Source organism: Pseudomonas sp. NBRC 111140, from assembly GCF_001320885.1.
GTDB lineage: Bacteria > Pseudomonadota > Gammaproteobacteria > Pseudomonadales > Pseudomonadaceae > Aquipseudomonas > Aquipseudomonas putida_P.
In genome coordinates this window covers 18,483-32,787 of record NZ_BCBQ01000078.1, presented here as the reverse complement: position 1 = coordinate 32,787, position 14,305 = coordinate 18,483, and the positions used below count along the sequence as shown (strand labels likewise).

Below are 14,305 nucleotides of genomic sequence, written 5' to 3'. Positions count from 1 at the left end.
GCGATCTGAAGCCGGTGAAGCCCTCGTTCCTGATCGAGGTAATGGCCCTTGAGTGTCTTTACGGCGGCTGGGGAGGATCGTTCGATCGCGAGATCCAGTCGTTCTTTGCCACGCTTGCCGATCGAGTTCATGACGAGTGGCCGGATCCCGCCGGACTTGGCCCGGCGATCAGCAACGATATGGATGCCGCGCGCAAGCAGCGCGCGCAGCAGCTGCTGTTCCAGGCGAGCCAAGACGCAAGCATCGCCATCGACCACGCGCGTCGTGGTCGCAATATCGAAGCGCTTCGCGCCTGGCGCGCACTGTTTGGCCCCAAGTTCCCACTGTCCTGATTCCATCGGCTTCCATACACGTCCCATCGAGGTACAGCATGTCCCAGTGGTCGCTTTCCCAGCTCCTGTCGTCCCTGCATGAGGACATCCAGCAGCGCTTGTCCGTAGTACGCAAGACCTTCGGTCACCCGGGTACGAAGGGGGATGCGAGCGAGAACGTCTGGATCGACATGCTGGATACCTATCTGCCCAAACGGTACCAGGCGGCCAAGGCGCATGTGGTGGACAGCCTGGGGAACTTCAGCCAGCAGATCGATGTGGTGGTGTTTGATCGGCAATATTCGCCTTTTATCTTCACCTACGAGAACGAGACGATCATTCCAGCCGAAAGCGTGTACGCCGTTTTCGAGGCCAAGCAGACGGCTGACGCGGGGCTTGTGGCCTATGCCCAGGAGAAGGTCGCCAGTGTGCGCAGGCTGCACCGCACGAGCCTGCCGATCCCGCACGCTGGCGGGACCTACCCAGCGAAGCCGTTGATTCCGATTCTGGGTGGCTTGCTCACCTTCGAGAGCGAATGGAGTCCTGCATTGGGTCCATCCATGGACAAGGCGCTGAACGCAAACCTCACCGAGGGGCGTCTGGACATCGGATGCGTTGCCGCCCACGGGCACTTTTTCTATGACCAAGCCAGCGGCGCGTACAGCTACACCAACGAAAACAAGCCGGCGACCGCGTTTCTTTTCAAGCTGATCGCGCAGCTTCAGTTCAGTGGAACGGTCCCCATGATCGATGTGGAGGCTTACGGTCAGTGGTTGACCAAGTGAGGGGGCGCTGTGGCAAGCATACGTTCGGAGTACCACCGGTTCCTGGCGCACTTGGCGCAGCGGCACGTGCACGACGACGTGCGCCGGCTGGCGCACCTGGTGCTCGATCACCTGCAGCCACTGGCCGAGGTCGGTGCTGCACGCCGGGGGCGCTCCACGCGCTTGGCGCCGCTGGCCATCGCGCATCTGGCGCAGATGCCTGTCGCCTACGACGGGGACGCGCGCGGCCCCGAAAACGGGCCGGCGCTCGGGCGACTGCACCAGCTCGAAGTCGGGCCGTTTCGAGGATTCATGCGGCAGGAGACGTTCGACCTCAGCCATGACATCACCTTGGTCTACGGTGCCAACGGCACCGGCAAGAGCAGCTTCTGCGAAGCCTTGGAAGTGGCGATGCTCGGTTCGATCAGCGAAGCGCAGGCCAAGCGGGTCGACCAGCGGACGTACTGCAACAACGCTCGCCTGCGCCGCCACGTCGCGCCAGTCCTGTCGTCTACGGCGGCGGGCGAAGCGCAGGCCGTCCAGCCCGACGAAGCTGAGTATCGCTTCTGCTTCATCGAGAAGAACCGCCTCGACGATTTCGCCCGAATCGCCGCGCGGACCCCGAGCGATCAGCGCCAGCTCATCGCCACCCTGTTCGGCGTGGACCAGTTCAGCGAGTTCGTGCGCGGCTTCAACCCCTCGCTCGATCAGGACCTGATGCTTGCCGGCGTGCAGGCGGCGCAGCTGGCGCAGCGTCGCCTGCGGTTGGCGAACTCCGAACAGACCATCGCCGCCTACCCGCAGAAGATCGCAGCGGTCGAGGGCCTGGAACAAGCTTTGGCGCAGCGCATGTCACCTGGCGCGACCTATCAAGCCTGCGTGGACTGGCTGCTGGGTACGCCGCAGCAGCAAGGACGGCTACCGTATGTCCAGGCTCAGCTGGACGCCAACCCGCCTGCCATTCACGAGGTGACCCAGGCCCGCCTGCAAGCGTTGCTGGCAGAGGCCTACCGCGTCCAGGGACTGTGGCAAGCGTCTTCCGCGCAACTCGCGGCCCGCGCGGGCGAGGTGTCGTACGCGAAGCTCTACGAGGCCGTGCAAGCGTTGGCGGACGGGGCGACCGCGTGTCCGGCATGTGGAACCGGACTGGCCGCTGTGGCACAGGACCCGTTCGCCAGGGCGCGAATGGGCCTGGAGCAGCTCGCGCAACTGGCCGTCCTGCAGCAGCAAGAGGCCGGGCATCGGACGCAGTTGAGCGAGGCGGTCCGAGCGCTGTGGGACGAAATGCGCCGCGTGGTGGCGGCGGCTGGGGTCGCTTGTCCTGCCGAATCGCAGGCCGCGGGCCTGCCACTGCTGCCTCCCACGTCGGCGGGCAATTGGCTCGGCGGCTGGGTGAATGGGGACCAGCGCGCCTGGCAAGCCCTCTTACGGATCGCACAGATCATCGAAGGCTTCGACGCGCAGGCGCGCGACGTGCATGCCCAGCGCGGCGCGATGGCCCAGGAGCGGGACCGCCTGCAACAGCATCAGCTGGAGATCGAACGGCTGCGGACCATGCGCACGACTGCGGATCAGGAGCTGGCGGCCGCCCGCCAAACCGTGGCCCAATTCGACGACGCGAACCGCGGCCTGATCCAGGCGGCCACGGACGAAATGCCGGTGGTGGTGCACCATCAGCGGGTCAAGGCCGCCTACGACGGCTTCCTACCCGAGATTCAGGCATACCTGACCGCTCTGCCGGGGGTTCTGCTACAGGGGCTGGGAGACCAAGCCCGCCATCTCTACAACGCATTCAACCGGGCCGATCCGCCCGGCGATCTGCTGCACGCGCTGTGGTTGCCCGTGGCCGAGAACGGCAAGATCGAGGTGGAGTTCGCCGGCGAGCCGGGCGTGCGCTACGACGCGTTGATCGTCTTCAGCGAAGGGCACATCAAATGCTTGGGTCTGGCGATTCTGCTTGCCAAGAACCTCGCGCAGGGCTGCCCCGTGGTCATCTTCGATGACGTCGTCAATGCGATAGACGACGACCATCGCGATGGCATCTGGCGTACCTTCTTCGAGGACGGTTTGCTCCACGGCAAGCAGGTTATCCTCACCTCGCACGCAGAGGAGTTCCTGCACCGCATCCAGCAGGAGTTGGGCGTGCGCCGCGCCGCGGCCATCAAGCGCTACAAGTTTCTCCCGCATCAGGGAGAGCACGAACTGCGGGTCGACAGCGACCCGCCAGCGAAGAACTATGTTCTTCTGGCCCAGCAGGCGTTGGCGGCTGACGAGAAACGCGAGGCACTGCGCCAGGCCCGGCCGGCGCTGGAGAGTCTGACGGACCGCCTGTGGACGTGGCTGGGTCGGCGGGCGGACGGCCGGATCGACATCAAGCTGAGCGGGCCCCGCGCGCCTTGGGAGCTGAACAATAAATGCACCAAGTTGCGGTCGGCCGTCGAGCGTATCGCGGCGCAACATGCGGGTGCGCCGGATGCCGTAGGGGCGTTGGTCAGGCTGCTCAATGTCAGCGGTACGAGTATTGAATGGGGTTACCTCAATAGCGGTGTGCACGACGCTCAGCGCGATCATGAGTTCGATCGGGCGACGGTAAGAACGGTCGTCGAGGCGGTTACGGCGTTGGATGCTGCTCTTGATACCCTGCAGAACCGATGAACGGCACACGGCTTTGCAGAGCAGTGCCGCCCGTGTCACCTCATAAGTACTTCTTGAAGCTGCCTGCGGTCAGGCTGACTGCCATCCCCAGCAACGCCGCGCTGGGCAGCAGGATGACCAGAGGATGCACCGCTATGGGCAGTGCGAGATAGGTGACCCAAGGCAGCACGGCCAACGGCATCAGGCTGGCCTTCGCGCGGTGGTAGATGAAGCCGGATTCGCGGCCCGCGCCGAACCGGCGCACATCCCGTCGCACCAGGCCGTCGATCAGGCCGACGAATGCTGCAGTGAGGATCAGCGGCAGCGTGAGTACCAGGACCAGCAGGCGCACCAGGAAGGTGAGCGTCGTGAAGGCCGCAGCGATCAGGTAGCTTTCGGCCCAGACATAGACTTGGCTGATGTAGTAGCGGAAGTTGCGGCTCTGCCCGTGGCTGGCCGCGCGGGCGCGCTCGGCGGTCTGGCTCATGCGCTCCAGCAACCCCGAGCGCACGAACACCCACTCGTACCCGGTATCCACCAGCTCGTGCGCCGTGCGCCCGGGCTCCTGCACCACCACGCTGCGCGTGAAGTGGTTGGACAGGTGCCCGAGTTCGTACTGCAGCATCTGCTGGGAGTGGCGCCAGCCCTGGTCCTTCCAGAACAGGTGCATGCCGACGCACTCCACCACGATCGAGAACAGCAGCGAGCCGATGAGCACCCCGAGCAGCCGGAACGGCAAGGTGATGGTGCCGACGATCAGCCCCTGGCGCTGGTTCTGCTCCCGCTGCGCGGTCGAGGCGGCATCCTTCATGGTGCGGCCTCGCCGGTGCTGTCGTCGGCGCCGGTGGCCACCGCGTCAGGCTCGGCTGGAGCGGCGTCATCCAGCAGGTCGTCGGGCAAGGCTGCATGCGGCAAGGCTGCGGAACTGGTGAACTCCCACCACTGCGTGGCCTCGCTGTAGCTCTGGCGCATATACCCGGCCAGTTGCTGCAAGTCCGTCGGCATCACTTCATCGGGGTCTGGCGCCGGAAGCGGCATGCGCACCTTCCAAAGCTGGCCGCCCTGCAGCAGCGCGAAGCATTGGCCCTTGGGCAGACCGACGACGTGTGACGGCTCGATCATCGGCACGCTGGCCATGCTGATGCGGTCCTGGGTGTTCGACGTGAAGTCCGTCGCGCCGCGGATGTCTGAGCTGTCCGTCGCGCCCGAGACGATGGTGGTCGTATAGACCTCGACCTTCGGCAACTGCCTCGTCAGCAGTTCCGCGGTGGCCGTCTCGCGCACGCGCAACATGAATAAATTGTTGAAATTCCCGATCACTTGGCCGGCCTTCGCGCGGTTGCCGATGCGGGCCTCGATGTCCGAAAGCGTTTGCGTGTAGGCGGTGACTTGCAGGCCCGCGCCACCGCCCTTGTTGATGAGCGGAATGAACTCGTCACCCATCAATTCATTGAACTCGTCCGCATGCACGTTGATCGGCACGCGCGCACCAGCCGATGCGCCCGGCAGGCCATCGTCGATTCCGTGCTTGTAGATGTGCCCAGCCACCGAGACGAGATCGCTGAACATCGAGTTGCCGACCGCTGCGGCGACCTCCGCATCGGACAGCGCGTCCAAGCCGACATAGACGACGGCGCGCTTCCTGATCACCTGCATCCAGTCGAAGATCGGGCGCGGGTCGGCCAGGTCGGAGTAGTTCGGCGCCAGGAGCTGGGCGATCTTGCCGCTCGTGAGCTTTTCCAGCAGCGGCAGCAGCGATGCAACGATCTTGTCGAAGTAGGTCTTGTCGTAGCGCACCGCCGAGCGCAGGCCATCGAGCACAGGGTCGTAGTTGCGCGCCTGGGAGAGGTATTGCTCCAGCGCCACCACACGCTTCTCGCGCCCGATCATGTTCCTTGGGATGTTCTTCTCGTTGAGCTTGGCCTCGATCTGGACGATCACCTCCCAGGCCTTGGGCTCCGTCTTGGCAAAGTAGTGCTGGGCGTACTCAATGAACAGCGCGTCGATGTTGATGACGTGGCGCTGGATCAGCATGTAGTCCGGGCGCTGCCCCAGTTCCACCAGGGCGCGGGCGATGATGTTCACGAAGCGCCATGCGAACTCGCGGAACGCCGCGCTGTTGCCTTCGCCGGAGAGCTGCCCCGCGATGCGTGTCGCCACTTCCGAGATCCGACCGAAGCGGCCCACGGCGTTGTAGCGGGCGCTGATTTCCGGCCAGCCCAAGTGGAAGATGTAGAACTCGCCTTCGCGGCCAGCGCGCTGGGCTTCGACGTACATCCGTTTCAAGAGATCGGCATCCCCCTTGGGGTCGATGACGATGACGACCTCATGCTCGCCGGCAGCATTCCTGCGACGGATGTCCTGCGTGACGAACAACTCGGCCAGGCGCGTCTTGCCCACCCGCGTGGTGCCCAGCACCAGCGAGTGCCCGACGCGCTCGCCCAGCGGCAGGCTGACGTCCACTTCGTCGGGCTCGATGCCGTGCAGCCTTGGCAGGCCGCCGACAGGCGGCAACGGGCGCACGGGGTTGAAAGGCGCGTCCCAGCCGGTGAGCTTCGGCAGGCGCGAGAGCGGCAATGGCGCGAACTCCAGCCGTTCCTCCAGGCGCCTGGTCAGCCGGTAGGCCGGCGTCGGCTCGACGTAGCGGCGGAACTCGGGCCGGTACGTCTGCATCAGCCGATGCGTGTGCTTCTGCTCCCAGAGAAAGCCGCGCCCCACGAATAGGCGCTGCTGGCTGACCGGCACGTCCTTGCTGGTCATCACGTAACGCGGCAGACGGCGGATGTTGCGCCGGTAGCGCAGGATGATGCGGGCATCGCGGTAGCGGATCGCGCCGTAGGCGCCGAACGCCAAGGCGCTGCCGATGCCCATGGCCGGGCTCAGCGCGAGCGACCATGGGGCCACCAGGCACAGAAACGCGGCGCCTGCACACGCCGCGACGGTGTATAGCTCCACCGCTGGGCGTAGCAGAACCTCGACCGGCTGTTTGCCCGACATGGCTTCATTGCTCGATGCCGGTGGCCGTGATCAGCGCCGGGTAGTGCCGCAGGCCCAGGCGATCGGCCAGGTCGTCGCCGGCCACGGGCGCGAGCGGCACGCCCGGCACCAGGGCGCGCAGCCGCGCCAGGCCCTGCGCGGTCTCGACGTTGACGACCAGGCCGACCGCGCCACGTTCGCGCAAAGCGGCGGCGCGGCGCTGCAACCAGGCCCGGGAAGCCTCGTCGTCGCCGATGACCACGAACGGCCGCAGGCCGGGCGCTTCGATCACCCGTCGCGCGACGGTGCCGGGCGTGAGCTTGGCGCTGCGCACCGGCAGCATCGCGGCTTCGTCCGCCCGTGTGGCAGGAACCTGGGGCGTCGGGATGGACGGCCGCGCCGGTGCGTTGGCGCGCGGCTGGAGATTCAGGGCTTCGTAGTACGGCAATGCCGACGTGCCGCCACGGTCCTCGACAACGATCAGTGGCTCGCCGGCACGCGAGGCCAGCGGCAGGCCTGACAGCAGCATGAGTAGGCCCGTGAACGCGAGATGGGCGGGATGGGGTTTCGTCATGGGGAGGTCTCCTGGCGCGCCGCGAGGACCGCGGCGGCTGGTCGCGTGCCCTGCACGCGGGCAAGGTGGCGCGACACGCTGCGCCGATAGCGGGCGGCGGGCTCGCCGCCTGCGGGGCGGTGGTAGCGGCCGATCGCCAGCAGCCAGTCCTCGCCGGGGGTGTGCTGCTCCTTCAGGATCTCGGCGGCAACGGCCAGGTTGCGATACGGATCCAGCAGGTCGCACGCGCCGGTAAAGCGGTGCTTGTGGTAGCCGAGGTTGATCTGGCCCAGGCCCGCATCAATGCGCGTGTGCGGCGTGGCGCGCATCGCCTGCTGCAGGCCAGCGCAGGCGTCGGCGCGCGTGGCGAAGCGGCGCGACTGGCCGGCGACGTTGAGGGACCACGGCCACGGCACCAGGCGCCCGTTGCGCCGGATGCCGCTCTCCTGCAAGGCCACGGCGTAGAGCACGGTCGAGGGGATGCCTGCGCGCTGGGCGGCAAGCTGGTAAGCCGGTGGCGGAACCTCCTGGGCCAGGGCGGCAACGGCATACAGGCCGGCAGTGAGCACCAGTGCGCGCAGGGGCATGGCTACGGCTGGCGCTGCCATTGGCCGTTCACTTCGCGCACGGCGGCGGGCAGATCGCCGGGCAGGCCCAGTGACAGCCAGCGGCCGCCGTCGTGGTTGAGCGTGATGCTGCCGGCGCGCACGCGCGCCGGGTCGATCTGCGCGCGCTTGGCCCAGTCGCGGATGCGCGCGTCATCCTGGCGGCTGCCCACCATGTACAGGTCGAACTCCGCGCCCGAGGATTGCAGGCGCTGCACGAGCTGTCCGCAGGCTGCGCAGCCGTCCTTGACGAACACCGCCATGCGGCCGCTGCCGCGCAAGGGACTGCTGGATGGGCCGGCGCCCGGCTTGTCGTCGGGCAGGTTCACGCGCTGCATCCCCGGATTCAGGCGCTGCCAGGCCTCGTCGTAGGCGCGCTGGTAGGCGAGCAGCTTCTCGACGCGGCGCGCTTCCACCTGCACCTGCAGTTCCGCATAGCGGCGCCGTTCTTCGTCCGTGCGAGCTTCGATGCCCAGGGCGGACAGCGGGTCCAGGTTGGGCGAGTAGATACCCAGCGGCCCATCCATCAGCTCGCGGTAGCGTGCCCATTCTTGTGGCTGCAAGCCCCATTCGGTTGCCACCCGGTCGTCCAGCACGCGGGCGGCCAGCGGGCGCTCCTGGCTCTGTGCGTTGCGCGCCGAGGTCGTTGCGGGCTGCTGCGCCCAGGCGGGCCATTGCGACGACGCCACCAGGACCGCGAAAAGGAGGATCGACGGCTTCATGGGGTGCTCCGGTCAGGGAATCGCCACGCGGCGGGTCTGGTTGCCGGCCTGGAACACTGCGGTGTTGCCCTCGATCGCCTGCAGGCGCCACGGGCCGACCGCATCCCCGGGCAGCAGCACCTGAAGTTGGGCGGGCGTGAAGTCCCCGATGCTCGGCGCGACGGACACGCTGCGCTGGCCGGCGCGCAGTTCGGCGCCGACGACGCGGAATGGCAGCGGCGGCAGCTCGGTCTTGGAGGCGGCGGACGTGCGCGATGCGCGCCGCTGGGCGGGTGCGGTGGCACGCGCGGCGGCTTGGCGCGCCTTGATCTGCTCGACCTCCGCGCGCAGCGCCTGGAGGTCGTCGGCCGCTGCGTAGCCACTGAGAGATTTCTCGACCTGGGCCGCGCGTGCTTCCAGAATCTGGCGGGTGTCTTTGAGGTCAGCGTCCGTCGCGACGGCCGGGCGCTGCTGGATGGCCTCGATCGTCTCGGCCAAGCCAGTTGCCTGCGCTTCCAGGCGTTGCAGGCGGGAATCCAGCCGCTCCTGGTCGGCCTGGTCGCTGAGGGCCTGGTAGCCCAGGGCCGCCAAGACGCTGAGGAAGATCAACCAGAGCCACATCAGGCTCTGCACCACCACGGCGGCGGTCGATCGCTGGGCAGGTTGCGGGGCGTTCATGGCTGGCCTCCCGAAACCATGGGTGCCAGCGGGAACGTCTGCACCGCCTCGGTGGCGGGTGGCTCGGATGGGGACTCGGCGACCGCGCGATCGCCGGGCCGCTCGAAGCAGATTTGCCGTGCGCGGTCATCCGCGTGCAGTTCCCAGGCCGGGCCAGCCAGCGTGAGCAGCGCATCGCGCAAGGTCATGGGGCCGAGGTGCAGGTGTACCGCCGGCAACGGCAGCGCGTACAGCTCGATCACGGCATGCGCGGTCTGGCACAGGCCATAGCCGCTGCGTTTGAGCACGTGCCGAAGCCCATCCCCGACCGTGGCGCGGGCATCCTCGGGCATGGACACGTCGATGGTCTGCAACAACAGGTCGCGCTGCGCCGCCATGGGTGCCAGTTCGACCAGTGTGTAGCGGGCGTAGCGCACGACCGGGATGTACTCGGAAGCCTCGGGTTCAGGCGCGGCCAAGACTTCCGCGATGGTGTCGGGCGCGACCGGCGCAGTCGTCGTCGCGCAGCCACCGGCCAGCACCGACCACAGCAGGCCGAGAAATCCCGCCAGAAGGCGGCGTTCGGGATAGTGAAACCACGGTGGAGAGGGGCACATAGCTCGGCGTCCTGAAACATCCAGCCCTCACCATCGCCGCTCAGGCCGCGAGCGGCAGCAAACAATGCGAACCAGGCAGCGTCCGATTTACCGGGAGCGGCAAAAAAAACGGCCCCGAAGGGCCGTAAGTGGAACGTGTCATGCGGCGACAAGCTGCCGGGCCAGTGCGACCTCGACGGAATCACCGTCCTGGTTCAGGACATCGAGCCCGGATTCGGGCACGTCGCCCGAGGTGGACTGCGAGACCATGATCTTCTTGGCCATCAGCTCCAGGCAGGTCATCTGCGAGGAACCGGCGTAGCCGAGGTAGATCACACGCACGGGCTGCTTCTGCCCGATGCGCCAGGAGCGGCGTGCCGCCTGCTGGAGCGAGTACACGTTGTAGCCCGACTGCATGAACACGATCGTCGGGAACTCCAACAGGTCCAGCCCCGTCTTGACCAACTCGGGGTTGGTGATGAGCACGTCGATGCCACGGTCCAGTTGCTCGGCGATCCAGTCTTCGCGGCGGCTGGCATCCACGCTCGCGCGCAGCACCGCCACCTTGAAGCCTTCCTGCTCCAGCAACACCTTCAGGCGCGACGTGGTGTCGCGCGTGCCGGTATAGACCGTGTAGGCCAGGACCTTGCGGCCCTGCGCCTTCTCCTCTTTGCAGATGTCGATCAGCTCACGCTCCTTGGGGCTGATCTCGAACTCGTTGAACTGAGCCGGGACAAACGCCAAGGTGTTGCGCGTGCGCGGATGCACCACGGTCTCCGACCGGAAGCAGCAATCCGGCCAGGCCAGCAGCACGTTGAGGACCACACCCAGCAAGGTCGTATCGCGTCGCGCCAGAGCCTGTTTCAGCTCCGCGGTCAGCCGACCCGCCAGATCGCGGTAGGCCGCGGCTTGCGCCGTGTCCATCGCGACTTCACGGAACTCCTCGTCATACGGCGGCAGGACGTTGCCACCGATGTCCTTGAGCTTGAGAAAGATCGTGAACGGCAGGATGCAGCGCAGCACGCCCTTGGGGCCAAACCCCGGGGCCTTGACCGTGCGCACCGATACCTTGGTGCCCTTGGCCGTCTTGTGCGCCGTGCCGGTGCTCTCGGAGTAGATGTCCTTCAACACCCCGTGATCGCGCATGAACGCCATCGCAGCCGAGGTCATGCTGCCGCTCGTGGTCGGGCGGTAGCCGTCTTCGATCATCCGCCCCGGAAGGGCTCGGAACAGCAGGTGGAACAGGTCGTCCCCGTAGCCGCCCATCAACGTGCCGGTCAGCAGCAAGGTCTTGCGAGCCTTCGCCGCCAGCACGCCCATGGCCTGGCCCTGGGCACTGCCCCCGTTCTTGTACTCATGTGCCTCATCGGCGATGAGCAGGTCGAACGTGCCTTGCGGCAGGTAGCGTTTGATGAACTCGGACGGCTGATAGCCGCCCTCGCCAAAGCCGAACTCCATGTTGGCCATCGCACGTTCCATGCGCGTGGCCTGACGGTCGGAAAACACCAGCTCGCCGTTGCCATCCATGAGGTTGATGAACTCATGGATGTTGTCGCCGAGCATCGACGCCAGGAACCCGTCACCGAACTTTTGCATCAGCTTCTGCGCGGTGACCTCTCCGATGGTCGGTATGCGCTTTAAGGCTTTGAGCACGGCCGAGGACTGGTCGCTGCCGGACAGACTGCGCGGGCGGATCAGTGTCCACAGGGGCGCGGCGCAGTGGCCGCACTTCCTGCGGCACTCCTCGGCTTGGAGCGCGATCGGGTTGACCGGCTCGCCGTCGAGGTCGGTGATGACCGTGCCGCAGTCCGGGCAGGCCGCCACGTCGCCGTGGCGGGTGCGCCGCGTGGTGAAGACAGGCTTCCAGTGAAAGCCCATCCGCATCCTGACGCGCCCCAGGACGAAGAACTCCTGGCCCGTGGGCTGCACGCCCAACTGCTCGCGCAGCTTGATGAGCTTGACGAGCGTATCCGGCCCGTTGAGTACCCACACCTTGGCACCGGCCACCGTCTCCTGGATCTCGCGCCGCCACTTGTAAACCAGGTGGGGCGGCGACAGCACCAGAGTGCGGCGATAGCCTTCGGCGTTGAGCACGGCGGCCGTGGCAATGCCGACGGTCGTCTTGCCGCAGCCCATCTCGCCATTGACGATCGCAGCACGTTCGCCACGGTCGATCAGCAGCTCGGCGGCGGCGTGGACGACTTCGGCCTGGGCTGGGAACAGCTTGCGCTTGAGGCTGGCGACCACCAGTTGCCGGTGCGCCTGCGGTTGGCCGGTATAGACCGGCGGATTAGCGCTGTTGAGGGCGTCGAGTAGTTCGTCGCCGAACTCGCCGACAAAATCCTGAAGGCTCAGGGTCAGAGGGGAAGATTCCGCGTCGAGCAGTTCGCCCTGTACGGGCGCGGATTCAGCGGCAGTGGTTTCGAGATCGAGGGACATGGTGATGCTCCAAAGAAAAATGGGGCATGCACCACCCCCAGCGGGGCAATGGCATGCCCCGTGGTGGGAAGAGAATCGACGCGTGGCTGAGGGTGGTTGAAGGTGCTGGCCTGGGCGGCCCGCAGGTGAACCGTGCTCAGTCTTCGGACGGAAGCACGATGACGGTTGCGCAGCGCTGCGAATCGGTGACGATGCGAATGGCGAGCCCCGGATGGATCACGTAGTGCGATTCCAGCGACGCGCCCGATTGAAGCGCGCTGCTGTTCGTCTGCCATTGCTGGATGTTGACGTCGCCCCAGTCGCCACGGGTGTGGCGCCTGAAGTACGGGATCGGGTCCAGGCGACCCGCGCGGACCAGGCGGTCTACACCTCTGCTGAAGATGAGCGCCCCGATGGGGAACGCCAGCCGCTGGCAGTAGGTTTCGATGCGATGCGATGCCATGGGCTCCTCCTTGATGAGTCATTGAGCCACGACACCCCTGCCGGAGTGAAGTGGCTCCGTCAGGTGGATGAGGATGACGATGTGGGGCCTCAGATCAGGTCCCGCTCTTCGGGAAGCTGGACCACCGTGGTCTGGTGGTCCTCGCTGGTCTTGACGATCAGCGCCAGGTCCGGCGTGATCCTGAACTGCGAGATCATTAGGTTGTCCTGTTGGATCGCCACGTCGTTGGCTTGGCGTGTGGCCTCATCGATCTCGCCCCAGTCCCCGCGCACATGGCGCTGGACATAGGCCAAGGGGTCGATCAGGCCTCGCCGGGCCAGCCAATGCACCTTCTCGCTCAACTTCAACGTACTCGGTGCGAACAACGGTTGCTTGTGCGGCGCAGGCCGCTTGAACGGATTGGGGATCATGGTGTTTCTCCTTCGAGTTGGTACAGCAGGACGGCAGCGCGTCCGGTGGATCAGCGAATGGTCAACACCTCGCCCCGTGTCGCGGAGCCAGGTGTCATGTCCCACGCGCGGATGACGGGAACGAACTTGTCGGTGAGGATGCGGGTCTCGGCGATGGAGCCGTCTTCGCGTTCGGTGAACTCCCGCTGGAGCGTCTTGTCCTTGTGGGTGTCACCTTTGACGACGAGCACGCGCCCGGTCTTGGAGCGCACAACCCCCGAGATCGCACCCGCGGCCAGAGCCAGGGCGAGATGCCAGCGGGACAAGGCCCGCGCCGGTGGACGCAGCGATTGCTGCGCAGCCCCCAGGTGCGTGTCCTGCGATGGCCACAAGCCTTGCAGCCTGCCAACCTCATCGGCGAACTGCTCGGGCTCCATCGTCACGCGGAAGAAATGCTCTGGCTCGGCCGGGCTGGCGGGGACGATGTACGGCAGGAACGGCCACTCGCTCGGCAGTTCCTCGGCTTCGACTTCGCCTTGCCCTACCTGCAACAGCAGATTGCGCACGGCCTTGACGCCATCGGGCACCTGCTCGCGCTGGCGCACCCGGCGTCCGAAGATCACCACCTGCTTGAACTGCGTCTCCACCGCTCGGTAGATGCGCAGGTCCGTGTAGTGGCGCGTCAGCCAGCCGACCAACTCCGCGTCGAGCACGTAGCCGGGGACGATGAAAACCAGCACGCCGCCGTATTGCAGCAGCGAGAGCGTGCGCTGGTAGAACAGCTTTTCAAGGCGGGCACGGCCCTGGCCCTGATAGCCGATGTTGCCGTTGACGTCCTTGGACAGGTCCCCATACGGCGGGTTGAGCCAGAGCAGCCCGAAGGACTGCTTGGAGACCATCGTGTCCATCAGGTCCGCGTGCAGGCAGTGATCGACCAGGCCGCGGGCATGGCGCGCCCGCTCCGCGTCGAACTCGACGGCGAACGCCTTTGCCTGCTCGCGCCCGAGGGCATGGGCGGCTTCGGCGATCGCCACGCCTTCGCCGGCGCAGGGATCGAGGATGCACATCGGCCCGTCGCTGGGCATCAGTGCGTTGAGCGCTCTTTCGAGCGTGGGTTCGTCGGTCGGGAAATATCCGTTCTTGACGAAATTGCGGGCGAGCCGCGGGAACATGAGGGCCATGGAAGTCTCCTGGTTGGCGGGGATGAAACACGGAAGTACGCCAAGGCGTGCCTCCGA

13 protein-coding genes and 1 pseudogene are annotated in these 14,305 nt (G+C 66.4%); 3 read left to right on the top strand and 11 right to left on the bottom strand.

Annotated elements, in window-relative coordinates; genetic code table 11:
* From APH42_RS21805 to APH42_RS21795, 3 genes and pseudogenes are all read left to right on the top strand, one after another.
* Positions 1–332 (top strand): annotated as a pseudogene (locus APH42_RS21805) (nucleotidyltransferase); the annotation flags it as partial.
* Positions 333–370: 38 nt separating this feature from the next.
* Entirely contained in the window at positions 371–1,096 is a 726-nt protein-coding gene (gene nucC, locus APH42_RS21800) for a CBASS effector endonuclease NucC (protein ID WP_003050273.1), read from the top strand.
* Positions 1,097–1,105: 9 nt separating this feature from the next.
* Entirely contained in the window at positions 1,106–3,730 is a 2,625-nt protein-coding gene (locus tag APH42_RS21795) for an AAA family ATPase (RefSeq protein ID WP_003153642.1), read from the top strand.
* A 40-nt stretch (positions 3,731–3,770) separates the two neighbouring features.
* On the opposite strand, the gene APH42_RS21790 is transcribed toward APH42_RS21795, so the two are convergent.
* The 11 genes from APH42_RS21790 to APH42_RS21740 form a co-directional block, all read right to left on the bottom strand.
* Positions 3,771–4,520, bottom strand: coding sequence for a TIGR03747 family integrating conjugative element membrane protein (locus APH42_RS21790; RefSeq protein WP_003153644.1), 750 nt, complete (start codon positions 4,518–4,520; stop codon positions 3,771–3,773).
* Positions 4,517–6,706, bottom strand: coding sequence for a type IV conjugative transfer system coupling protein TraD (gene traD, locus APH42_RS21785; protein ID WP_004350569.1), 2,190 nt, complete (start codon positions 6,704–6,706; stop codon positions 4,517–4,519). Before traD ends, APH42_RS21790 begins: the two co-directional genes overlap by 4 nt.
* A 4-nt stretch (positions 6,707–6,710) precedes the next feature.
* Positions 6,711–7,259 (bottom strand): integrating conjugative element protein, encoded by a 549-nt coding sequence (locus APH42_RS21780; RefSeq protein ID WP_003109779.1) that lies wholly within the window; start codon positions 7,257–7,259, stop codon positions 6,711–6,713.
* Positions 7,256–7,846: a transglycosylase SLT domain-containing protein gene (locus tag APH42_RS21775; protein WP_003109780.1), complete on the bottom strand. Its 591-nt coding sequence runs from the start codon at positions 7,844–7,846 to the stop codon at positions 7,256–7,258. Before APH42_RS21775 ends, APH42_RS21780 begins: the two co-directional genes overlap by 4 nt.
* Entirely contained in the window at positions 7,828–8,565 is a 738-nt protein-coding gene (locus APH42_RS21770; RefSeq protein WP_003098886.1) for a TIGR03759 family integrating conjugative element protein, read from the bottom strand. Before APH42_RS21770 ends, APH42_RS21775 begins: the two co-directional genes overlap by 19 nt.
* A 12-nt stretch (positions 8,566–8,577) precedes the next feature.
* On the bottom strand, positions 8,578–9,222 hold the full coding sequence (locus APH42_RS21765; RefSeq protein WP_003098888.1) for a hypothetical protein: 645 nt from the start codon (positions 9,220–9,222) through the stop codon (positions 8,578–8,580).
* On the bottom strand, positions 9,219–9,818 hold the full coding sequence (locus tag APH42_RS21760; RefSeq protein WP_003098890.1) for a PilL N-terminal domain-containing protein: 600 nt from the start codon (positions 9,816–9,818) through the stop codon (positions 9,219–9,221). The genes APH42_RS21765 and APH42_RS21760 overlap by 4 nt, the downstream gene beginning before the upstream one ends.
* A gap of 138 nt (positions 9,819–9,956) precedes the next feature.
* On the bottom strand, positions 9,957–12,236 hold the full coding sequence (locus APH42_RS21755) for a helicase-related protein (protein WP_004350563.1): 2,280 nt from the start codon (positions 12,234–12,236) through the stop codon (positions 9,957–9,959).
* Positions 12,237–12,372: 136 nt separating this feature from the next.
* Entirely contained in the window at positions 12,373–12,678 is a 306-nt protein-coding gene (locus APH42_RS21750; protein WP_003116817.1) for a hypothetical protein, read from the bottom strand.
* An 89-nt stretch (positions 12,679–12,767) separates the two neighbouring features.
* A complete protein-coding gene (locus APH42_RS21745; protein ID WP_003116818.1) occupies positions 12,768–13,088 on the bottom strand; it encodes a hypothetical protein in 321 nt (106 codons plus the stop codon).
* A 50-nt stretch (positions 13,089–13,138) separates the two neighbouring features.
* Complete coding sequence (locus APH42_RS21740) at positions 13,139–14,272, bottom strand: DUF6094 domain-containing protein (protein ID WP_223224654.1); 1,134 nt, start codon at positions 14,270–14,272, stop codon at positions 13,139–13,141.
* Between the last annotated feature and the right edge of the window lie 33 nt (positions 14,273–14,305).

What these genes read in the sequence shown, in the direction of transcription:
- nucC (WP_003050273.1), top strand. Translation starts at nt 371, where the DNA reads ATGTCCCAGTGGTCGCTTTCCCAGCTCCTGTCGTCCCTGCATGAGGAC.
- APH42_RS21790 (WP_003153644.1), bottom strand. Translation starts at nt 4,520, where the DNA reads ATGAAGGATGCCGCCTCGACCGCGCAGCGGGAGCAGAACCAGCGCCAG.
- traD (WP_004350569.1), bottom strand. Translation starts at nt 6,706, where the DNA reads ATGTCGGGCAAACAGCCGGTCGAGGTTCTGCTACGCCCAGCGGTGGAG.
- APH42_RS21780 (WP_003109779.1), bottom strand. Translation starts at nt 7,259, where the DNA reads ATGACGAAACCCCATCCCGCCCATCTCGCGTTCACGGGCCTACTCATG.
- APH42_RS21775 (WP_003109780.1), bottom strand. Translation starts at nt 7,846, where the DNA reads ATGGCAGCGCCAGCCGTAGCCATGCCCCTGCGCGCACTGGTGCTCACT.
- APH42_RS21770 (WP_003098886.1), bottom strand. Translation starts at nt 8,565, where the DNA reads ATGAAGCCGTCGATCCTCCTTTTCGCGGTCCTGGTGGCGTCGTCGCAA.
- APH42_RS21765 (WP_003098888.1), bottom strand. Translation starts at nt 9,222, where the DNA reads ATGAACGCCCCGCAACCTGCCCAGCGATCGACCGCCGCCGTGGTGGTG.
- APH42_RS21760 (WP_003098890.1), bottom strand. Translation starts at nt 9,818, where the DNA reads ATGTGCCCCTCTCCACCGTGGTTTCACTATCCCGAACGCCGCCTTCTG.
- APH42_RS21755 (WP_004350563.1), bottom strand. Translation starts at nt 12,236, where the DNA reads ATGTCCCTCGATCTCGAAACCACTGCCGCTGAATCCGCGCCCGTACAG.
- APH42_RS21750 (WP_003116817.1), bottom strand. Translation starts at nt 12,678, where the DNA reads ATGGCATCGCATCGCATCGAAACCTACTGCCAGCGGCTGGCGTTCCCC.
- APH42_RS21745 (WP_003116818.1), bottom strand. Translation starts at nt 13,088, where the DNA reads ATGATCCCCAATCCGTTCAAGCGGCCTGCGCCGCACAAGCAACCGTTG.